Origin of the sequence: Marinobacter flavimaris (genome assembly GCF_002933295.1) — a bacterium.
GTDB lineage: Bacteria > Pseudomonadota > Gammaproteobacteria > Pseudomonadales > Oleiphilaceae > Marinobacter > Marinobacter flavimaris.
This window is the reverse complement of the sequence record NZ_PSSW01000001.1, coordinates 207,027-228,136: the sequence shown is the minus strand read 5'-3', so window position 1 is coordinate 228,136 and position 21,110 is coordinate 207,027. Positions and strand designations below refer to the sequence as shown.

The 21,110-nt window shown below is 58.3% G+C and carries 22 protein-coding genes; 6 read left to right on the top strand and 16 right to left on the bottom strand.

The features are described 5' to 3' along the window. Nucleotides 1-138 precede the first annotated feature (138 nt). The 8 genes from MDHKLMBL_RS01075 to bioB form a co-directional block, all read right to left on the bottom strand. Nucleotides 139-1,938: an acyl-CoA dehydrogenase C-terminal domain-containing protein gene (locus MDHKLMBL_RS01075; protein WP_008170097.1), complete on the bottom strand. Its 1,800-nt coding sequence runs from the start codon at nt 1,936-1,938 to the stop codon at nt 139-141. 269 nt (nt 1,939-2,207) lie between these two features. Continuing rightward, the gene (locus tag MDHKLMBL_RS01070; RefSeq protein ID WP_104269917.1) at nt 2,208-2,876 is read right to left on the bottom strand and encodes a putative metalloprotease CJM1_0395 family protein; all 669 of its coding nucleotides are present in this window, start codon (nt 2,874-2,876) and stop codon (nt 2,208-2,210) included. A 22-nt stretch (nt 2,877-2,898) separates the two neighbouring features. Next, nucleotides 2,899-3,144 (bottom strand): flagellar basal body rod C-terminal domain-containing protein, encoded by a 246-nt coding sequence (locus MDHKLMBL_RS01065; protein WP_014577776.1) that lies wholly within the window; start codon nt 3,142-3,144, stop codon nt 2,899-2,901. A 51-nt stretch (nt 3,145-3,195) separates the two neighbouring features. Next, nucleotides 3,196-3,888 carry a dethiobiotin synthase gene (bioD, locus tag MDHKLMBL_RS01060; protein ID WP_104269916.1) on the bottom strand — a complete coding sequence of 231 codons (693 nt, stop codon included), beginning with the start codon at nt 3,886-3,888 and terminating at the stop codon, nt 3,196-3,198. A 22-nt stretch (nt 3,889-3,910) separates the two neighbouring features. Further along, nucleotides 3,911-4,741 (bottom strand): malonyl-ACP O-methyltransferase BioC, encoded by an 831-nt coding sequence (gene bioC, locus MDHKLMBL_RS01055; protein WP_338063625.1) that lies wholly within the window; start codon nt 4,739-4,741, stop codon nt 3,911-3,913. After that, the gene (locus tag MDHKLMBL_RS01050) at nt 4,729-5,484 is read right to left on the bottom strand and encodes an alpha/beta fold hydrolase (RefSeq protein ID WP_041645377.1); all 756 of its coding nucleotides are present in this window, start codon (nt 5,482-5,484) and stop codon (nt 4,729-4,731) included. Before MDHKLMBL_RS01050 ends, bioC begins: the two co-directional genes overlap by 13 nt. Then, on the bottom strand, nt 5,481-6,656 hold the full coding sequence (gene bioF, locus MDHKLMBL_RS01045) for an 8-amino-7-oxononanoate synthase (protein ID WP_014577780.1): 1,176 nt from the start codon (nt 6,654-6,656) through the stop codon (nt 5,481-5,483). Before bioF ends, MDHKLMBL_RS01050 begins: the two co-directional genes overlap by 4 nt. A gap of 73 nt (nt 6,657-6,729) precedes the next feature. Beyond that, nucleotides 6,730-7,788, bottom strand: a complete 1,059-nt coding sequence (gene bioB / locus MDHKLMBL_RS01040; protein WP_008170083.1) for a biotin synthase BioB — start codon at nt 7,786-7,788, stop codon at nt 6,730-6,732. Nucleotides 7,789-8,051: 263 nt separating this feature from the next. On the opposite strand from bioB, the gene MDHKLMBL_RS01035 reads away from it, so the two are divergent. After that, on the top strand, nt 8,052-8,573 hold the full coding sequence (locus tag MDHKLMBL_RS01035) for a ComF family protein (protein ID WP_227497727.1): 522 nt from the start codon (nt 8,052-8,054) through the stop codon (nt 8,571-8,573). Here MDHKLMBL_RS01035 and MDHKLMBL_RS01030 read toward each other — a convergent pair. Continuing rightward, nucleotides 8,570-9,667, bottom strand: a complete 1,098-nt coding sequence (locus MDHKLMBL_RS01030; RefSeq protein ID WP_104269915.1) for an NAD(P)/FAD-dependent oxidoreductase — start codon at nt 9,665-9,667, stop codon at nt 8,570-8,572. The genes MDHKLMBL_RS01035 and MDHKLMBL_RS01030 overlap by 4 nt on opposite strands. Nucleotides 9,668-9,828: 161 nt before the next feature. Between MDHKLMBL_RS01030 and MDHKLMBL_RS01025 the strand changes: the two genes are divergently transcribed. From MDHKLMBL_RS01025 to cmoB, 5 genes are read left to right on the top strand one after another with little or no spacing between them, the layout of a single operon-like run. Then, nucleotides 9,829-10,254: a hypothetical protein gene (locus MDHKLMBL_RS01025; protein ID WP_104269914.1), complete on the top strand. Its 426-nt coding sequence runs from the start codon at nt 9,829-9,831 to the stop codon at nt 10,252-10,254. 10 nt (nt 10,255-10,264) lie between these two features. Further along, entirely contained in the window at nt 10,265-11,281 is a 1,017-nt protein-coding gene (locus tag MDHKLMBL_RS01020; protein ID WP_104269913.1) for a serine/threonine protein kinase, read from the top strand. A gap of 34 nt (nt 11,282-11,315) precedes the next feature. Continuing rightward, nucleotides 11,316-11,684: a PA3694 family proteiin gene (locus tag MDHKLMBL_RS01015; RefSeq protein ID WP_008170074.1), complete on the top strand. Its 369-nt coding sequence runs from the start codon at nt 11,316-11,318 to the stop codon at nt 11,682-11,684. Then, a complete protein-coding gene (cmoA, locus tag MDHKLMBL_RS01010) occupies nt 11,677-12,453 on the top strand; it encodes a carboxy-S-adenosyl-L-methionine synthase CmoA (protein WP_104269912.1) in 777 nt (258 codons plus the stop codon). Before MDHKLMBL_RS01015 ends, cmoA begins: the two co-directional genes overlap by 8 nt. 2 nt (nt 12,454-12,455) lie before the next feature. Beyond that, complete coding sequence (gene cmoB, locus MDHKLMBL_RS01005; RefSeq protein WP_199185470.1) at nt 12,456-13,448, top strand: tRNA 5-methoxyuridine(34)/uridine 5-oxyacetic acid(34) synthase CmoB; 993 nt, start codon at nt 12,456-12,458, stop codon at nt 13,446-13,448. 55 nt (nt 13,449-13,503) lie between these two features. On the opposite strand, the gene MDHKLMBL_RS01000 is transcribed toward cmoB, so the two are convergent. The 7 genes from MDHKLMBL_RS01000 to miaA all read right to left on the bottom strand — a co-directional run bounded on the left by MDHKLMBL_RS01000 (nt 13,504) and on the right by miaA (nt 21,094). After that, complete coding sequence (locus MDHKLMBL_RS01000) at nt 13,504-14,799, bottom strand: adenylosuccinate synthase (RefSeq protein WP_008170068.1); 1,296 nt, start codon at nt 14,797-14,799, stop codon at nt 13,504-13,506. Nucleotides 14,800-14,882: 83 nt separating this feature from the next. Further along, nucleotides 14,883-16,064, bottom strand: a complete 1,182-nt coding sequence (locus MDHKLMBL_RS00995; protein ID WP_062781852.1) for an ATP phosphoribosyltransferase regulatory subunit — start codon at nt 16,062-16,064, stop codon at nt 14,883-14,885. A 174-nt stretch (nt 16,065-16,238) separates the two neighbouring features. Then, on the bottom strand, nt 16,239-17,114 hold the full coding sequence (hflC, locus tag MDHKLMBL_RS00990) for a protease modulator HflC (protein ID WP_008170064.1): 876 nt from the start codon (nt 17,112-17,114) through the stop codon (nt 16,239-16,241). 2 nt (nt 17,115-17,116) lie between these two features. Further along, nucleotides 17,117-18,304: an FtsH protease activity modulator HflK gene (gene hflK / locus MDHKLMBL_RS00985; protein ID WP_053112707.1), complete on the bottom strand. Its 1,188-nt coding sequence runs from the start codon at nt 18,302-18,304 to the stop codon at nt 17,117-17,119. An 83-nt stretch (nt 18,305-18,387) separates the two neighbouring features. Further along, nucleotides 18,388-19,686 (bottom strand): ribosome rescue GTPase HflX, encoded by a 1,299-nt coding sequence (gene hflX, locus MDHKLMBL_RS00980; protein WP_008170060.1) that lies wholly within the window; start codon nt 19,684-19,686, stop codon nt 18,388-18,390. Nucleotides 19,687-19,804: 118 nt separating this feature from the next. Then, entirely contained in the window at nt 19,805-20,056 is a 252-nt protein-coding gene (gene hfq / locus MDHKLMBL_RS00975; RefSeq protein ID WP_008170056.1) for an RNA chaperone Hfq, read from the bottom strand. Between the two features lie 33 nt (nt 20,057-20,089). Next, the gene (miaA, locus tag MDHKLMBL_RS00970; RefSeq protein ID WP_425269220.1) at nt 20,090-21,094 is read right to left on the bottom strand and encodes a tRNA (adenosine(37)-N6)-dimethylallyltransferase MiaA; all 1,005 of its coding nucleotides are present in this window, start codon (nt 21,092-21,094) and stop codon (nt 20,090-20,092) included. Nucleotides 21,095-21,110 lie beyond the last annotated feature (16 nt).

The window sequence follows — 21,110 nt, the reverse complement described above, 5'->3', positions numbered from 1 at the left end:
TCGGGCTATGTGTCCGCTGAAGATTATTTTTATGGGCGCCTATTCTACCCTAAAAGCGGACCGCAACTCATGAAAAAAGCCCGCCTCCGGGGAGCGCGGGCTTTCTGTCCTCTGGAACCGTCCTTCGGTGCCCGCGCCTTAGATGGCGAAGGCTTCCTCCGGCATGTCCATCAGGCTGTCAGCGCCAGCCAGCATGCTTTCTGCGTGGCCCTTGGCCCTGGGCAGCATACGCTTAAAGTAGAAGCGCGCAGTCTGGATCTTGGCGTTGTAGAACATCTCTTCAGTGGTACCCTCAACCATCTTGTCCAGGGCAACCTTGGCCATACGGGCCCACAGGTAGGCAAACACTGCGTAACCGGAGTACATCAGGTAGTCCACAGAGGCTGCGCCCACTTCCTCACGGTTCTTCATGGCAGACATACCAATTTTGGTGGTCAGCTCGCCCCATTCCTTGTTCATCGCCGCCAGCGGCTCGATGAATTCCTTCAGCTGCTCGTCTTCCGCGTTTTCCTTGCAGAACAGATGCACCTGCTTGGTGAAGCCTTTCAGGGATTCGCCCTGGGTCATCAGAACCTTGCGGCCCAACAGATCCAGCGCCTGAATACCGGTGGTGCCTTCATAGATCATGCCGATACGGGCGTCACGAACGTTCTGCTCCATGCCCCACTCGGAGATAAAGCCGTGACCACCAAAGACCTGCATACCCAGGTTCGCTGCCTCGTAACCGATTTCGGTCAGGAACGCCTTGGCGATCGGTGTCAGGAAGCCCAGCGCCTCATCGGCTGCCTTGCGCTCTTCTTCGGTTTTGCCGCTGTGAACAACGTCTGCCTGCTGTGCCGTCAGGTAAATCAGGGCACGGGCGCCTTCGGCAACCGCTTTCTGTGTCAGCAGCATGCGACGAACGTCCGGGTGAACAATGATCGGATCAGCAATGCCTTCCGGGTTCTTCGGACCGCTCAGTGAACGCATGGCCAGACGCTCTTTGGCGTAGGCGAGTGAACCCTGGAAGCCCAGCTCGGCGGCACCCAGCCCCTGGATCGCAGTACCGATACGGGCGGTGTTCATGAAGGTGAACATGCAGTTCAGGCCCTTGTTCTCCGGCCCGATCAGCCAGCCCTTGGCGCCGTCGAAGTTCATCACGCAAGTGGCGTTGCCGTGGATACCCATCTTGTGCTCGATGGAACCGCAGGAAACGGCGTTGCGCTCACCAGCAGAGCCATCTTCGTTCGGCAGACACTTCGGCACGATAAACAGGGAGATGCCCTTGGTGCCTTCCGGTGCGCCCGGCAGACGCGCAAGAACGATATGGACGATGTTCTCGGCCATGTCGTGCTCACCGGCAGAGATAAAGATCTTGGTACCGGTGATGGCGTAGGTGCCATCAGCATTCGGCTCGGCCTTGGTGCGCAGGGTGCCGAGATCGGAACCGCAGTGCGGCTCGGTCAGACACATGGTGCCGGTCCACTCGCCGCTGATCAGCTTGGTGAGGTAAGTCTGTTTCTGCTCTTCGGTACCATGCTCTTCAATGGTGTTGGTTGCACCGTGGCTCAGGCCCGGGTACATGCCAAAGGACCAGTTGGCGGTGCCCACCATTTCACTCATGACCAGACCGAGAGAGTGCGGCAGTCCCTGGCCACCGTAGTTGGGATCGGCGGTCATGGACGGCCAGCCGCCTTCCACATACTGCTGGTAAGCTTCTTTGAAGCCAGTCGGTGTCTTCACACCGTCTTCGCTCCAGATACAGCCTTCCTTGTCACCCACCTGGTTCAGCGGAGACAGAACCTGCTCACAGAACTTGGCACCTTCCCCGATAATGGCATCCACCATATCCGGAGTAGCGTCTTCGGCACCTTCCAGGTTGGCGTAGTGCTGCTCGCTGTTCAGCAGCTCGGTCATTACGAATTTGATGTCACGCAGGGGCGCTTTGTACTCAGGCATGGAATCCACCTCGGTTCTCGGGCTCAGCTGAATCAGGTTTGACAGCTTCTGGCCTTGGGTTTGCTCAGACACCGCAACGCGATGCGCTGCAGCCTTAATTAAACACTTGTTTGAAACATACGTTTACAGGCGCAGAATTGTCAATAGCCGGATGCAAAATTTGTGTTGCGAACTGTCACCGGATCACGCGCCACAGCAGCGCATGGAGCCGGATCGCACCTTAAGTGCCGGATATCTATGAAAGGACCCGGATGTTGGAAATTAAACGGTCAGGCAGACACCGGTTGGAAAGAAGAAACGCGGTTTTCGTCACCACTCTGATCAGACTCTCCCATGGCGGAGACCTCACGATAAGCATCGCTCGCGGTTCTTGACGAAGCGCCCGTTTCGGCGGCCAGCTCCGACTGGGCCTGGAGCATGATCTGCATCGCCTGGGCAGCCACCGCTCGATCCTGGCCGGACGGCTCCGCCGGCGCCATGGCCGCCGCCCGGACAATTCGCATTTTCTCGATAGTGGCCTGGGGATCACCCTGCACCGGGGACAGATCAATGGAGACTTCACCTCCCACCGCATACTGGGCACCGTCCGGCCCCCGCTGGTAGGTGAACGACATGGCGCCGGCGTACTGGCCGCCAACCGCCTGGTGCGCGGCTTCGTGGGCACGAACTTCACGATCCCGCGCTTTCAGCTCGGTCAGTTGTTTCAGCTCTTGCTCTGTGAGTCCCTGAGGATTGTCGGATTCCCCGCTCCGGGGCCCGGAGTCGGGATTTTCCCGCGCAGATTCGGCTTTGCCTGCAGCCTCAGTAGATCTGGCGCCGGCGGTCGGCGCCTCCGGCTTTGCCGATACTGGGCCCGTGGCCTGGACTCGCGGAGAAACCTGACCCTGAAACGAGGCCGCTGGGATAGGTGGGGGAACAGGGGGGAGAGATGAAAGCACGAGCCAGGCGCCCTTTCAGTAATCAGGCCATGATATCAAGCAGCGTTCCGAGAGTTTCGTCAGCGGTTTTCACCACTTGTGCGGACGCTTCGACACTTCGCTCGTAAATCTTGAGATCAACAATGGGTTCAACGAGGCTGCCCGCGCCTTCCGCGGTTCCCTGGGGACCATCAGTACCACCACGAGCAATCTTGCGGGCGGCATTTTCCATGCCCACCATGCCATCCTGGATGCCCTGAATCCCAACTGCGAGAGTGTTACTGATCATAACTGCGCTGCCCGATGACCATAAATTGACTTCATTAAGCCACAAACCTGGTCAATTTTCAAACAGCCCATCGATATTCAGATAACCAGCCAGCATTTCAGGCCGCGCCTGCTCCAGCCACGGAAGAATACCCAGACAGGGCGCTCCCATGTGGTTAACCAGATAGTTCAGGGTGTCCTGTTCGCAACTCATGGGCTCAGGCTCGGTGCGATTGGCAACCCACCCTGCCACTCTGAGACCGTCACTTCTGATGGCCTCTGCCGTAAGAAGCGCATGATTAATACAGCCAAGGCGCAGTGAAACCACGAGAATGACCGGCATGGACAGCTGGCGCGGAAACTCTGAATAGGTTTCCCGATCGTTAAGCGGGACCCGCCAGCCGCCGGCACCCTCAACCAGCAGAAGGTCCGCCGGACGAATCTGCAATCCGCGGCAGAATCCAACCAGACGATCAGACGTAATGTGTCGCCCAGCCTGCTCAGCCGCAACATGCGGTGCAATGGCAGGCTCCAGCGCCACCGGGTTGATCAACTCGTAGGCCAGTGGCTCAGTAATGGCGTTCTGCAGAATAAGGGCATCTTCGTTGCGAAGGCCTTCCGGCGTCCGATCGCAACCCGAGGCGATGGGCTTCATCGCCAGGGCGTGCTTACCCATGGCCTTTGCCGCCTGAAGAATGGCTGCGGATACCAGGGTTTTCCCAACCCCGGTGTCGGTGCCCGTTACGAAAAAGGATTGCTTGGCCATGTGTATTTCCAGTTAACGACTCTTACGGTTTCTGCCAGTAAACCCAGGCAGCCTCATAGCTTGCCATGATAGTGCCATCCGGCTCTTTGGGGTACTGCCTGCACATTTCCCGCATCCGCCCCGGTGCCGTGGCCGCTCGTCGCCGGCCAGCGCCGCGGAAGCCCGCGCCAAGATGGCGAAGCTCACCCGCCAGGGCCATCGGCGATTCGTAGGGTAAGCTGATAGTGCGCTCTTCAACAACGGCATCCGGTAACTCGGCCCGCACCTTGGCCTGCAAGGCAAGGTCAGTCTCGAAGCGATTTACGTGCTGATGGCCAGGATCCGCCGCCTGCCAGGCCGATTTCAACTCACGGAGCGTACCGTCAAGGAGTGTGGAGACCATCAGATTCCCACCTGGCCGCAGGATCCGCCGGCATTCCCGAAGCACGGCGCCGGGGTCATCACACCACTGAATCATGAGATTGCTGAAAATCACATCGACACTGCTATCCGGCAAAGGCAGGTGTTCGGCATCGCCCACGATCCAGCTGATTCCCGCAGGCCCATTCTTGCGAGCCTGTTCCAACATGCCAGGCGACAGATCAACCCCACTCAACGATTCAATCTGCCCGAAATCCGCAAACTTTCGGGTAAACCAACCTGTGCCACACCCCAGGTCCAGCAATGTTAGATCATGATCCTGACTTTCCCGGAACTCAAACTTCTGCAGCATGGTATTGCCCATGAAGCGCTGCAGTCTTGAGGCATTTTCATAGGTGCCACTGGCAATGCCAAAGCCCCGGGCAATATCAGACTTGCGAGTGTCGGAAATGCCCCGGGCTATCTGGTTGGTCGAGATGCTCATAACGCCCATGACAACGCCTTTTGAGTGGCAAAAAACGCCTGTATCGCCTCCCAGCAATCCGAAGCCGAGCAGCCGCCCGGCCAGTGCGCCATACCCGGTACAACCGCATGACCGCTTGACGTCGGAATAGCGAGATCACCCGCCCACGACCTGACCACAATATCGTTCTCACCCATCACATGAAGGGCCGGTGTGGCGAGTGAACGCCATAACGCCCTCTGATCCCCGCTTTCCAGCCAGGCAAGACTCGTGACGAGGTGTTCATGCGAGACCAGAGTGCCTTTCTCAAGCCACGGCTTGAGCCTCTGCCGCTCCAGTTTTTCGTCCGCAGAACCGTTGATCATCAACAACAGAAAATGCAGCCAGTAGCGCTGTGGGTCCCGGCGGATACCACGGGCAAACGCCCGAAAGTCGCTTTCCGCCATACCATTGAGCCAGCGTTCGTCGGCCACAAACTTCGGAAAACCACCGAGGGTAATAACACAGGACACTGCACCGGTCTCACGCCCGGCGGCCTCCATCACAACCTGACTGCCCAGGGACCAGCCCATCCAAACTGACGGCTCCGGATAAAGTGACAACAGCTCGTCCGTCACCTCCGAGAGAGACTGGCAGCGGCTCAGCAGCTCATCGTCCAGAGACACGGCAACCACCTCCCCCGGCCAATAGCCATAGAGCCCAGATAACATCTCTGCACGAACGCCCCAGCCAGCAACCACCACCAGACGCGGACAGACCCTGCAGGAACTCATACCGCCATGTCCGTTTTTTGAACCAGATGCCGGCAGTCTGACAGCGCGGTCAACAGACAATCCAGGTTCGCCTGGGAATGAGCGGCACTGAACGTAACCCGCAAACGCGCCTCCCCCGCGGGAACCGTCGGCGGGCGAATGGCCGAGACCAGCAAACCGCGCTCCTCCAATGCCTGACTGAGCGCCAGCGCGTCGTGATTGTCGCCAACCATAATCGGCTGGATCGGAGTACGTGAAGGCATCAATTCATACCCCATGGCCGAGGCTTCCCGACGAAACCGCGAAACCAGACCCAATACATGCTCGCGGCGCCCCTGATCCCGCTCAATAAGATCCAGACTCGAAATGGTTGCCATGGCAAGAGCCGGCGGCATCGCCGTCGTATAGATATAGGTTCTGGCTTTCTGAACCAGATAATCCATCAGCAGCGATGGCCCGGCCACGAATGCGCCACTGGTTCCGACCCCCTTGCCCAGGGTGCCGATCAACACGGGGACATCCTCTTCGGACAACCCCGCTTCAGCGACGCTGCCCCGCCCTTCAGGTCCGAGTACGCCAATTCCGTGAGCATCATCAACCACCAGTAACGTATCGTGGAACCGGCAGACCCGGGCCAGCTCCGCCAGGGGCGCAATATCGCCGTCCATGCTGAAAACCCCGTCGGTCACCACCAACTTGTGCCCGGACGTCTCCGCCAGCATCGCCTCCAGCGCCGCGACATCGCCATGGGCATAACGTCGAACCCTGGCCCGGCTCAGGATACAGCCGTCGATGATGGATGCATGATTCAGCCGATCCGAAAAAATCGTATCGCCCCGCCCGGCCAGTGCCGAAATAACGCCCATATTCGCCATGTAGCCAGTGGAGAAAAACAGCGCCGAACTGCGTCCGGTAAACTCCGCCAGACGAAGCTCCAACTGGTGATGGGCATCATGGTGACCACAAATCAGATGGGAAGCCGCGCCCCCAAGGCCTGTTTCGGAAAGCGCATCACGGAGGGCCTCGATATTGGCAGGGTTATTGGCAAGACCAAGGTAATCATTACTGCAGAACGACAACAAAGGTTTGCCGTCAGCAATGAGAGAGGGCCTCTGAGGACCGGCTACATGCCGACGCGTCCGATACAGACCGGCCTGTTTCCGCTCTTCGAGTTCAAGGGCAAAATCCCGCACGATAGCACCTGGAGGTTAACTCAACGATCCGGGCAACGAGCGGGTGAGCTCGCTGCCTCCCAAGATCAAATACTCAGGCAGACTCCCGCGTAGCGTCGTAGAACATGTGACGGGTCGCCTCATACTCCACGGCCTCGGCAATCGCCTCCTCTTCCTGCTCCTCCGACGCACACTGCTCCCGCTGCTCTGGGCGAATACCGAGGCGTTTGAACAACAGCATATCGGCATCGGCCTCCGGATTGGCGGTGGTCAGGAGCTTTTCGCCGTAGAAGATCGAGTTGGCACCAGCCATGAAACACAGAGCCTGCATCTGCTCATTCATGTTTTCACGCCCAGCTGACAGGCGAACGTGGGAAGCCGGCATCAAGATCCGCGCCACCGCAATAATCCGGATGAACTCGAACGGATCCAGGTCCTCGACGTCCTCCAGAGGCGTGCCTTTCACCTTCACCAGCATATTCACAGGCACACTTTCCGGATGATGGGGCAGGTTCGCGAGCTGAACCAGCAGTCCGACCCGGTCATCCTCGTCTTCGCCCATACCCATAATGCCACCGCAACAAACCTTCATTCCGGCCTTGCGAACATTGTCGAGAGTGTCCAGTCGATCCTGGTAGGTTCGAGTGGTGATGATGTGGCTGTAGTACTTCTCAGAGGTATCCAGGTTATGGTTGTAGTAATCCAACCCGGCATCGGCCAGTTCTGCCGCCTGCTCCTCTTTGAGCATGCCAAGGGTCATGCAGGTCTCAAGCCCCAGGGACTTCACCTGTTTGACCATGTCCAGAACATAAGGCATGTCCTTCTTCGAAGGACTGCGCCAGGCGGCGCCCATGCAAAACCGGGAAGCCCCCTTTTCTTTCGCGGCCCTGGCCTCAGCCACAACTTTTTCGATTTCCAGCAGCTTCTCTTTCTCAAGACCGGTGTTGTAATGACCGCTCTGGGGACAGTATTTGCAATCCTCCGGGCAGGCGCCGGTCTTGATCGACAGCAAGGTGCTTACCTGAACCTCGTTAGGATCAAAATACTGGCGATGCACACTCTGGGCACGGAACAGTAGATCGTTAAAAGGGAGTTCGAAAAGCTCGCGAGCTTCCTGCAGTGTCCAGTCGTGGCGGAGTTCTGTAGCGGTCATGTAAAAGTCCTGTTAACCTTTCCCGGTCTCTGGGTTTACGGATGAATCAGATGATAAAGGGACTGAACTGGCTGTCAACCTTCGTGGACAAAAAGGTTAACAGCATCAGGCACGGCGGACTGTGTGTCGCCTGCCTTTCCTCACAGGCATTCAACGGCTTATGCCAGCCTTGCCGGGGCGACCTACCAGTGAACCGCTGGCACTGTCGCTGCTGCGCCCTGCCCCTGGCTTTTCCCTCCTCGGAGCTGCTCTGCGGTGACTGTATGAAACACCCGCCGGCTTTCGATAGCTCTTTTATTCCCTGGCGCTACCAGTACCCACTCGACGGCATGATTGGCCGATACAAGTATCGGGGCCAGCGCAAGTTCGGAAGACCATTGATGGCGGATTTTGCTGACTTGGTGCAGAAGGCTCGGCTCGATGGTGCTATCGCAATGCCAGAAGTACTGGTACCCGCGCCAATGGATGCGCGGCGACGCCGGCAACGCGGGTTCAATCAGGCCCAGGACATTGCCGAGACGATTGCCAGCGCCCTGGATCTCCCGGTCGACAACGGACTTGTCAGAAGGGTTCGCCGTGTCCGGTCTCAACGGGAGTTGAACCGGGAGGCCCGACTGGCGAATCTTCGCGGGGTATTTGAGGTCATCCCGCCAGTGCCAGAGCGAATAGCGATTGTCGATGATGTGGTGACCACCGGCGCGACCGTCAGGGTTTTATCATCAGCACTTCGGGAGGCCGGGGCCCGGAACATTCAGGTTTGGGCACTAGCCCGGACGCCAGGTTAAGACAGCAAAGCTTTTACACGCTCAGCAATTGCCAGGCAGGATGTTAAACCCGGCGATTCGATACCGAACAGATTAACCAGTCCCGGCATACCGTGCGTCTCTGGACCATCAATCCGGAAATCCGCGAAGCCACCATCGGGGCCTATCAGCTTCGGTCGGATGCCGGCATAGGCGGGCTGAAGTCGGGTCGGGTCGAGTCCTGGCCACCATTGGCGGATGCCTCTGGCGAAGCTTTCCTGGCGGCTGGGTTCCACGGTGTAGTCTTCCTTTTCGATCCACTCTACATCCGGACCGAAACGGGCCTGGCCAGCGAGATCGAGAGTCAGGTGGATACCCAGGCCCCCAGGTTCAGGAACCGGATAGATCAGGGTCCTGAAAGGTGTTCGTCCGCTGTAGCTGAAGTAGACGCCCCTCGCGAACCATTGCCGGGGAATGCAGTCGTCGGGCAGACCTGCCCAGTTTTTTGCCAGCGGGACGGCGCCGAGCCCGGCGGCGTTAATGACATTTTTCGCTTCCAGAATTAGCGGGGTTTCTCCTGCTACGTTTAGACGGTGCCGCTGGCTATCCGATTCAGCAGCCGCTACCGGTGAGCGTAGAGCGAGCTGGCCGCCGGCATCATGGAGCTCGCCAAGCAAGGAGAGCATCAGCCCGTGGCTGTCGACAATACCGGTTTCGGGAGACCAGAGCCCCGAGCTGGCGCAAATACCCGGAACGCCTCGGGCGACTCTTTCGCCATCATAAAACTCAAGTTCAACACCATTGCTGGCTGCCGCAGCCTTAATATCACAGAGCTTGTCATTCTGGTCCTCGTCGACGGCAACAATCCACTTACCGCATTTACGGTGTCCAACCTTGTGCGTCAGGCAGTAATCATAAAGCTGCTGTCGGCCCTCAACACACAATTCCGCCTTCAGTGACCCTTGGGGGTAATAAATGCCGGCATGAATGACTTCGCTGTTTCGTGAGGAGATGCCCTCACCAAACCGGTCTGAGCTTTCCAGAACGATGACCTCATGCCCGGCTCTCGCCAGAGCGCGGGCAATAGCCAGCCCAATGACACCGGCGCCGATGACAACGGTTTGGATTTCCAGCACTTCTGTCGACACTTATGGTTGTCCCTGCTCCTCTGACAAGACGTTGAGCATATCCTATACCGCCAGCCCGGCGAAAACGGGCGCCGGCAGGCTCAATACATTACTCAAGAGCCCATACCGGTTATACTTGGCTCCGGAAAGTAGTGCATGGAGCCCGGCTTATGATGTCTGACAGGAAGCAGTTTGTTCTGGTAATGGTGGTGGCGGCCCTCTTTGTCGGGTGGCTAGGCTGGCGGGGCTTTGAAGTAATCAGCCTGAACGAGCGGCTGAAAGCGGATGATGTGGTTGCCAGCTACCCCTACAAGCACCGGGTACTGAGGGTGGAGGGCGACACGGCCATTATGAGCTCACTGCGGTCCCACACCACGTCCACCCACAAGGCGCTGAGTGCGATATTTCCGAGTATGCGCAATCTTGGGGACAGTCATCGCGACTGGCAGCGGGCAGAACGCGAGCTTGCACAGGTTCAGGCCCGTGCCGGAGACGTTATTCTTGGGGCTTCGGGCATCAGCCGTATCCGCTGGGAGCTGGACGAAAACTGGTACCATCTGCAAACCATGAAATCCAAATACGACACAAGGCTCTGAAACGCCCTTTATGACCCATGACCCCTCACTTGCGGCATCCACCCACCCCTACGATTCCCTGACGCCGGATATCATTCTGGATGCGATGGAAGAGGCAGGGTTTGCGGTAAGTGGCCGGCTGTTCGCGTTGAACAGCTATGAAAACCGGGTCTATCAGGTAGGCCTGGATGAAGGCGCCCCGGTAATTACCAAGTTCTATCGGCCGGGCCGATGGAGCGAAGCGGAAATCCGCGAGGAACATACATTCACCCTGGAGCTCCTGGAAGCCGACATTCCGGTTGTAGCACCTATGAAGCTGGCGACCGGGGACACGCTCGGGCGCCATGGTGAGTTCCTGTTTGCGGTATTTCCGCAGCGTGGCGGGCAAGCACCAGACACAAGTGTTACCGATACCCTTTACCGGCTGGGGCAATGGCTGGGGCAGATCCACAATATTGGCGCCAAAAAACCGTTTGCCCATCGCTCGGGCATGGATTTGCTGGATGGCATCGAAGCCAGCAATCGGCTTTTGTTACGGGGAGACTGGATTCCGACGGATCTCAGGCAAGCCTGGGACAGCCTGATTCCTGACCTGCAAAGACTCTGTGCCGCTCGGGTTGACGAAGCCGGCCCGGTGGAAACCCTGCGACTTCATGGCGACTGCCATGCCGGTAATATTCTCTGCCGGGACGAACAGATGCTGTTCGTGGATCTCGACGATTGCCGCACCGGGCCCGCCATTCAGGATATGTGGTTGCTGCTGAACGGAGACGACTTCGAGCGCGGCGCCCAGCTGGGAGAGTTGCTGGAAGGCTATGAAATGTTCCGTGATTTCAATCGCCGCGAGCGCCACCTGATTGAGCCGCTACGCTGCTTCCGGCAGATTGCCCATTGCGCGTGGCTGGCAAAGCGCTGGGATGACCCTGCATTTCCGCGATTCTTTCCCTGGTTTGCCCAGCCACGGTTCTGGTCAGACCAGATTCTGTCGCTCCGGGAGCAGTTATCAGCCTTGCAGTCACCGGCCATCACGGTGCCGGGACAATACTGACCAACACTTTTAATTCGTTTGATTTGAGGTATGCATGAGCCAGAATGAGGCCCGTTACACCGTCCGTAGCCTGATCGTAACCGCTGTGGTTGCGGCTATTGGCACCGTTCTTGTATTGGAGATGAGCGGCAGGATCAACCACAGCGAGAACAAGGATCATATGCCTGTTGGCGATTTCCAGGCCATCCATGTAACCGAGGAGGATCCGTTTCGCATGTCGCCCAAAGCCTCGGAACTGCACGCCGTTTGCGAAAATGGTTACCTGGCAATTGCCGCCGATGTGGATCCCTCGTTCCGGGGAATCCTGGTGGACTATAAAAATCGCGGCGTACGCTGCTCAAGGCCCTCCCCAACCGGGCCTGCCGTTCTGCCCGCCCCCGAGACTCCGGACACCAATGAATAAATCCCGCAAGCCGTCGGAGGCACCCGAGCAGATCACGGACCGGCTGTTTGCCACAGAGCGCCGGCCGGAGGACTTCCGATTCGACGCATCGGTGGCAAGGGTGTTTCCGGACATGATCCGGCGCTCGGTGCCGGGCTACACCACCATCATTCCGATGATCGAGGTTATCTCGGAGCAATATGCCCAGCCCGCCACCAACTGCTACGACCTGGGCTGCTCACTCGGCGCTTCCACGCTGGCAATGCGCCATGGTATCGCCCATGCGGACTGCAACCTGATCGGAGTGGATAACTCGAGCGCCATGATCGAACGCTGCGAGCATTACATTGCACTGGACGACAGTGCGCTCCCCGTTACCCTCAGGTGCGAGGATATTCTGGACACCGAGCTGAGTAATGCCTCGGTGACCACTCTGAATTTCACCTTGCAGTTTGTCGATCCGGAGAAGCGGGCCGGCCTGCTTGCGCGCATTGCTGATGCCACGCTTCCTGGCGGTGTCCTGATCCTGTCGGAGAAGGTTCGCTTTGAATCTGACGACGAGCAAGCCATTCAGACCCGACTGCATCACGAATTCAAGCGCGCCAACGGCTATTCGGATCTTGAAATAAGCCAGAAACGCACGGCGATCGAACAGGTGCTGATTCCCGAAACACTGGCTGCGCACAAGGCGCGCCTGTTGTCGGCAGGTTTCGATGACGTGGTGGTGTGGTATCAGTGCTTCAACTTTGTTTCCATGCTCGCCATAAAGGCCAACCAAACCACCGAATGACCATGGCAGACTTTGACTGGAAAGCCCGGTTCGGGCCTATCATCGATGAACTTGAGAAAGACGGCCTGGAGCACTGGGCGACGCAACTCCAACAGCAACTGACCCACCGCTTTGAGGACCGCCCCCACGGCGATCTCGATCGCTGGCAAGCTGCCCTTGACCAGCTACCCGGTCTGACTCAGGTAGACGCGCAACTGGACCAATCCGCGGTAACCCTGACCTCCAGGCAGCCCCTGACCGTGGCACAACGGGAGCAACTGGAACTCGGATTACGCGGCCTGATGCCCTGGCGCAAAGGCCCCTTCGACTTCTTCGGTACATACATCGATACCGAATGGCACTCTGACTGGAAGTGGGACCGCGTGTCGCCCTATCTTTCAGACCTTTCCGGTCGCCGCATACTGGATGTGGGTTGTGGCTCCGGGTATCACTGTTGGCGCATGCTGGGCGAGGGCGCGGGCCGGGTGATCGGCATCGACCCGGGGCTGCTGTTCCTGTTCCAGTTCTTCAGCGTCAAGGACTACCTCGGTGATGTCCCGATAGACCTGCTGCCCGTTCGGATGGAAGACCTCCCCGCCGACCTTGAAACCTTCGACACCACCTTTTCCATGGGGGTTCTCTATCATCGGCGCTCACCGCTCGATCATCTGCTTGAACTGAAGGGGACGCTTCGCAGGGGCGGGGAACTGGTACTGGAAACACTTGTCGTTGAAGGCCCTGAGGGCTTCAGCCTGATGCCCGAGGATCGCTATGGGCAGATGCGGAACGTCTGGTTCCTCCCCTCCTGCGACACACTGCTGCGCTGGCTGGAGCGCACCGGCTTCCGGAATGCCCGGGTGGTCGATGTCACCCCTACGACCACAGACGAACAGCGAAGCACCGACTGGATGCGTTTCAACTCCCTCCAGGATTTTCTGGATCCGAACGACCCCTCAAAAACCGTGGAAGGATACCCGGGGCCGTTGCGTGCTACCGTGATTGCCGAGAAGCCCTGAACACAAAAAAACCGCCGTGCCTTTTAAGCAGGGCGGTTTTTTTTAACGTTGGCGATTACTCGCCGAACGGGTGACGCAATGTAATCGTCTCGATACGATCCGGACCAGTAGATATCACATCGATCGGCGCTTCGATCTGCTCTTCCAGGAAACGGATGTAGGCCTTGGCGTTCTCCGGCAACTGATCAACGCTGGTCAGGCCAACGGTGCTTTCGCTCCAGCCGGGCAGTTCCTCATAAACCGGCTCGATGTCCTTGTAGCTGTCGCAGCCGATGGGCGGCCGGAAAATCTCGCCGTTAGGCGTCTTGTAGCCTACGCAAACCTTCACGGTTTCCAGTCCGTCCAGCACATCCAGCTTGGTCAGACAGATACCGGACACACTGTTGATCTGGATGGCGTGGCGCAGAGCCACCGCATCGAACCAGCCACAACGGCGGGCGCGCCCGGTTGTAGTGCCGACTTCGTTGCCCTTCACCGCCAGGTGGTTGCCCATATCGTCGAACAGTTCGGTCGGGAACGGTCCGGAGCCTACACGGGTGGTATACGCCTTGGTGATCCCCAGCACATAGTCGAGGAACAGCGGGCCGAAGCCGGAACCGGTGGCCGTGCCGCCAGCGGTGGTGTTGGAAGAAGTCACATACGGATAGGTGCCAAGATCGATATCCAGCAGCGAGCCCTGGGCACCCTCGAACAGGATATTCTCTCCACGCTTACGGAAATCATGCAGCATGTCAGTCACGTCTGCCGCCATGGGCAAAATTTCCTCGCCCATCTGCTTCAGCTCTTCCAGTGCGGCATCAATGTCCTCAGCCTCTTCCTTGAAGTACTCGGTCAGGATGAAGTTGTGGTATGACATGATCTCCCGGAGCTTCATTTCGAAGTCGGCGGGATTGCACAGATCGCCCAGGCGCAGGCCACGACGGGAAACCTTGTCTTCATAGGCCGGGCCAATACCGCGACCGGTTGTGCCGATCTTGTCGACACCACGAGCCCTTTCACGGGCCTGATCAATTCGAACATGAGTACGCAGAATGATCGGGCACGCCAGACTGATGCGGAGGCGATCGCGAACCGCCACGTCATTGGCTTCCAGCTCGCGCACTTCTTTCAGCAGAGCCTCGGGCGACAGGACAACACCGTTGCCGATGAGGCAATAGACGTGTTGCCGCAGAATGCCGGAAGGAATCAGGTGAAGCGCTGTTTTCTTGCCGTCAATTACCAGGGTATGACCGGCATTGTGCCCGCCCTGGAAGCGGACAACCGCTGCAACCTTGTCGGTCAGCAGGTCAACAATCTTACCCTTGCCTTCATCACCCCACTGGGTGCCCAGCACAACAACATTTTTACCCATGATTCTCTCTCAATGCGGCTGCCCCGCAGGACAGGCGTTTCGCAAGTTTACCTGTAAATGAATTCACCGAGGCCCCGGGGGCATCAGCCCAGCTTCTGCACAACCCATTGGCCACCCTGTTTGACCAGCTCACGGTCACAGCCTCTGGCGGCAGGGTTAACGCCCTCGTCTTCGGGAAGGGCACGAACAACGGTTTCCGTCATTCTCAGACCGGAGATCACGCCTTCCAGGGCGGGGTCGTCATCCGCCGGCGCCCAGACAGCGCCGGCACTGCGAGTCACGCGCTCGCCAAGAGAGACGAGCGAGCGAATATCAAGACTGAACCCCGTTGCCGGGCGGGCGCGGCCAAAGTCACTTCCAATCGCATCATAACGGCCACCCTTGGCCACGGAATCGCCGTGGCCCGGCACGTAGGCTGCAAACACCAGGCCCGTGTGGTAGTTGTAGCCACGAAGCTCACAGAAATCGAATCCGAAGCTGATATCCGGGTAATCCCTTCCCAGCATGTCAGACACACGCCCAAGCTGGTCGAGTGCCGCGTCCAGGCTGTCAGAGGCACCCTGCAGGATCCGACGGGCCTCGTTCAAGGCTTCCGGGCCACCACTGACCCGGGCAAGCTCACGCAAACGAGCACCCGCAGAGCCTGGAGGGCATTGACCGAGCAGTTGATCAAGCTCCGGCACCGATTTGCGGGCCATGGCATCAAAAATGGCGCTCTCCGTATCCCGATCAAAGTCCGCCTCGCCGATCAGACTCTCATAGATGGCAACGTGAGCCAGATCCAGATGGATACGGGGCAAGCCGGCAACCCTGAGGGTTTCCAGCATCAGGCTGATCACTTCCATATCCGCCGCTTCAGAGCCACTGCCAAACAGTTCGCAGCCGGCCTGAATCGGTGTTCGACCTGTCAGCATATGCCTTGGGCGGGTGTGGAGTACGTGCCCGGCGTAGCAAAGACGGGTGATCCCTTCCTGGCCCAGGGTATGGGCATCAATGCGCGCCGCCTGAGGCGTCATATCGGCGCGAACACCCATCATCCGCCCGGTCAACTGATCGGTGAGCTTGAAGGTCTGAAGCTCCAGATCGTTTCCGGTTCCGGTAAACAGGGATTCGAGATATTCAATGAGCGGTGGGATTACCAGCTGGTAGCCCCAGCGCTGGCAGGTATCCATTACATCCCGACGCAGGGATTCGATCCGTCCGGCCAGCGGGGGAAGAATATCCTCTACCCCGTCTGGCAGTAACCAGCGATCAGATACTGTCATGAGATTCCGTTGTCCGTTATATCCGCACCGGCACAGTCGGCTGGGGGATCACACAGGATTTAAGGCGGCACTCGGCAAAAGCCCGACACAAAACCGGCAGAATTTTACACGGTTGCCGGGCACAAAAAAACCGGAATACAGAGGTATTCCGGTTTTTGGTCTGAACGTGCAGGGTTAACGGGCACCCTGCGGATCGTTCAGGAACTTCATGAATGCGCTGTTGGAATCAATCACCATGATGTCATCCTTGCTCATGAAGGTATTGCGATAAGCCTGCAGGCTTCGGTAGAAGCTGTAGAATTCCGCGTCGGAGCCGTAGGCATCGGCGTAGATTCTGGCCGCTTGACCGTCACCTTCACCCCGGGTTTCTTCTGACTGAGCGAAGGCTTCCGCGAGAATAACGGTTCTCTGACGATCCGCATCGGCGCGAATACCTTCGGCCAACTCCCGACCCCGCGAACGGAATTCCTGAGCCAGTTTCTCACGCTCGGTCGCCATCCGACGGTAGACGTTTTCGCTCACCTGACCCGGGAATTCGATAGCCTTTACACGAATGTCGAGAACCTCGATACCGAATTCGTTCTGGGCAGTCTGGTTTACGCGATCCCGCAGCGTGTGCATCAGCTCATCCCGCTGGCCCGAGACCACTTCGACCATGGTCCGGATACCAAACTCGTCCCGCAGGCCGTTATCAACACGGGAGGACAACAGGGACTGAGCGCGGAACTCGTCACCGCCAGTCGCTCGATAGAACTGGTCCACATCACGGATCTTCCAGGCAATATACGAATCCACATCCAGCGGTTTCTTCTCCACGGTCAGATACTGCCGCGAGGGCAGATCCATGGTGAGAACCCGGATGTCGAATTCACGAACCTGGTCGATGACCGGAACCTTGAAATGGATACCGGCCTGGATATCGGTCTCTACCAGCTCACCGAACCGGAGCAGAACACCCCGATGGGTTTCCGGAATGATGTACACACTGGACAGTACCAGCAGGACAACGATCAGGGCGCCTGCAAGGCCCACTACACCTTTAGGTCCCATAATTATCTGCTCCTCCGAACGGTAGTATCCTGCCTGCTTCGCAGTTCCTGAAGAACCTGATCAGTCAGGGTCTGGATGTCCACGTTGCCCTGGTTGTTGCCGGAGGATGATCCACCGGTACGGGGCAGCGAGCCCTGGGTCAGTCGATCAAGCGGCAGGTACATCATGTTGCCACTGCTCTCCGTATCAACCAAGATCTTGCTGCTGTTAGCAAGGACTTCTTCGACCGTCTGTAAGTACAAACGTTCGCGAGTGACTGTCGGAGACATCTGATAGACGGCCAGTAGCTCAAGGAAACGCGAGGTCTCACCACGGGCCCGCTCGATCACCTCTTCCTTGTAGGCGTTGGCTTCTTCGATCATGCGCTGGGCCTCACCACGAGCCTCCGGAACGATCCGGTTGCGGTAGGTTTCAGCTTCTTCCTTCACCCGCTGCTCGTCCTCACGGGCCCTCTGGACTTCACGGAAGGCATCCTGGACCGCTGGTGGTGGCTGGGTGCTTTCAACGTTAACCCGCACCAACTCCAGACCAGTGCCGTATTCCCGCAGGAACATCTGGAGCCTTTGCTCGACCCGCACGGCCAGTTCTGCACGACCTTCGGTCAGTACGTCGTCGAGTGTCGAGCTACCGACCTCGTGACGGATCGCACTATCCGTTGCAAAGGCCAGCGCCTGGTTGGAGTCACGCACATTCAGCACGTAGGCTTCTGCGTCGCCAACGCGGTACTGCACCTGGAGGTCAACCGTTACCAGGTTTTCGTCCTGGGTCAGCATCTGGCCACTAGACTCAGCGGTACGCACGTTAGTCACGCGGACCTTGGTGACGCTATCGATCAGTGGCACCTTGAATCTCAGGCCAGGATTCTCGGTCTGGTGGTATTCACCGAAACGGAGAACCACCGCCCGCTCCTGTTCGTCCACGGTATAGAAGGACTGGAAGATGACATAGCCGACCACCAGTATGGCTGCCAGTGCGAGAATCGCACCAAAACCACCGGCGCTGCCGCCGCTACTGCCACCGCTGCCGCCGGACTTGCCACCCTTGCCGCCCAGCATCTTGTTGAGCTTGTCGAGACCTTTTTTCAGCGCCTCATCGAGGTCTGGCGGCCCCTGATCATTGCCGCGTCGACCACCACCGGTACCCCAGGGGTCATTGTCGTTACGGTTTCCACCCGGTTCGTTCCAGGCCATAGTGCTCTCCGTTACTGACTTATAAATAGAATGGCTGTAAATACTAGGGATTTATCTCCGCCCCGGCAATAGCCGCTGCGGTTTCAGGCGTGACCCACGTCCAGCCTGACTGACTTTTCATTCACACCGGCGCGGCTCAGCAGCTGATGCCAATCCCGGTTCTGCAGGCGCACCTCAACCACCGTGTCGCCGGTATCCCGGTATTCCTCGCTGATCACCGATCCTGCCTCATGCAAAAGTGCACGCAGTTTGCCATCCGCGGGACCCAGCAGGACAAAGTGGTGAACGACGTCTTCGGCCACACGCTCCACGATCGCATCGAACAAGCCGTCCAGGCCTTCGCCAGTAACCGCGGAAACCCACGCTCTCACCGGGATACCCTCTTCGTTGCGCTCAACCCGAGGCGTGAAATTTTCAAGCAGATCAATCTTGTTGAACACCTGCAGCATGGGAATGTCGTCCGCCCCGATCTCCGCAAGCACTTCCTCAACCTGCTCAATGTTCTCCTCGCGGCGCGGGTCATGGCTGTCGATGATGTGAAGCAGCAGCGTCGCCTGCGTTGTTTCCTCAAGCGTCGCCCGGAACGCCTCAACCAGCTTGTGCGGCAGATGCCGGATGAAGCCCACGGTGTCCGCCATTACGACCGGCCCGACATCCGGAAGTTCCAGCCGCCGCAACGTCGGATCCAGCGTGGCGAACAGCTGGTCTGCAGCATATACGGAGGAAGTGGTAATACGGTTGAATAAAGTGGATTTACCGGCGTTGGTATATCCAACCAGCGATACGGTGGGAATGTCAGCCCGCTGACGGGCCCTGCGGCCCTGGTTGCGCTGGCGACGAACCTTTTCCAGACGCTTGTGGATAGACTTGATGCGCTCCCGCAAGAGCCGGCGGTCGGTCTCCAGCTGGGTTTCACCAGGCCCGCGCAGCCCGATACCACCTTTCTGTCGCTCAAGGTGGGTCCAGCCCCGAACCAGTCGCGTGGACATATGCTCGAGCTGCGCCAACTCTACCTGAAGCTTACCTTCGTGAGTCCGTGCCCGCTGAGCGAAGATATCAAGAATCACACCGGTGCGGTCCAGCACACGGCACTTGAGCTCGTGCTCAATGTTGCGCTCCTGGCGTGGGCTCAGGGCATGGTTGAACAACACCACATCCGCTTCGTTCGCCGCTACTGCATCACGAATTTCTTCCAGCTTGCCCTCACCAACGAAAAATCTGGGGCTGGGCTGCTTGCGGGACCCGGTAACGGTCGAGACAGGCTCGACACCGGCAGAGGTGACCAGCTCCCGGAACTCACCGGGGTCTTCGGTACCATCGTGGGCAGTAAAATCGATGTGGACGAGGACCGCGCGCTCACCGACATCAGGACGTTCAAACAATTGGCATCAACTCCGGGGTAAACACATGATGAGGGTCATAAAAACAAACACCCGCGGCCACAAGACCCCTTGTCGGGATCCTCTGGAACGCGGGTGGCAAGATCGGGAAACGGATGGATCAGTCTTCAGACTCGCCCTCTCCTCCCGGAGCCTGCTGCGGAATGCGGACATTTCGGGCAGGAACCACAGTGGAAATAGCGTGCTTGTAGACCATCTGGCTGACAGTATTTTTCAGCAAAATCACGAACTGGTCGAAAGACTCAATCTGGCCCTGAAGCTTGATACCGTTGACCAGAAAGATGGAAACCGGAATGCGTTCCTTGCGCAATGCATTGAGGTAAGGGTCTTGTAACGAATGCCCTTTTGACATGTGTTTTCTCCTGTTTTTAGTAAATGCAGATCGTCATTTGTCAAAATTAAATGTGGTGCGAAGTCGGATTTTTTTCAAGGCTACCTCAGCGATATGTTTGTCGCCGCTGTCCAGCCAGTCCACATCTGACCACTTGCGCAACCAGGTCAACTGCCGCTTCGCCAGTTGGCGTGTTGCTGCCACTCCCTTGCTGACAAATGTCTCGTAGTCGTCTTCCCCGGACAAATAGCTCCAGGCCTGGCGATATCCGACACAACGCATGGAAGGGAGATCAGGGTGCAGGTCGTCCCGGATCATCAGAGCCCGAACTTCATCAACGAACCCCGCCTCCAGCATTTTCAGAAACCGCAGGCGAATCCGCTCATGAAGCACCCGCCGCTCAGGCGGCGTCATGGCAAGTTGAATTACAGTATACGGAAGCGAAGATGTTTCGTCTGCCTGCCAGCGCGTGAAATAGGTGTAATCCTCAATGTCGCCGACCTGCGCCACTGCCGTCGTTTGCTCACAGCCAACCTGATCGGCTCGCCAGAACTCCGAAATCGGCTTGCCGGTAAGGCGCAATACCTCCAGGGCCCGCATCAGACGCTGCCGGTTGTTCGGATGGATCCGCTCGGCTGCCACCGGATCACTGGCCCGCAGCTCTTCATGCAAAGCCTCCCAACCCCGCTCCTCTGCCTCCTGCTCCAGCGCCCGTCGTACGTCGGGGCTGGCCGATGGCAGACCGGACATTCCATGCAGCAACGCTTTGAAATACATCATGGTGCCGCCGACTAGAAGCGGGATCCTGCCTGCCGCCGTTATTTCGGCCATGGCGGTCAGCGCGTCCCGACGGAAATCCGCAGCGGAGTATGTTTCCGCCGGATCGCAGATATCAATCAGCCTGTGGGGCGCCCGCGCGAGCTCTGCGGCCGTGGGTTTGGCCGTTCCGATATCCATACCCCGATAGATCATTGCGGAATCTACGCTGATGATGTCGCAAGGCAGGTGGTCGCAGAGCGCCATGGCCAGGTCTGTCTTTCCGGAAGCCGTGGGCCCCATCAGAAAGATGGCAGGA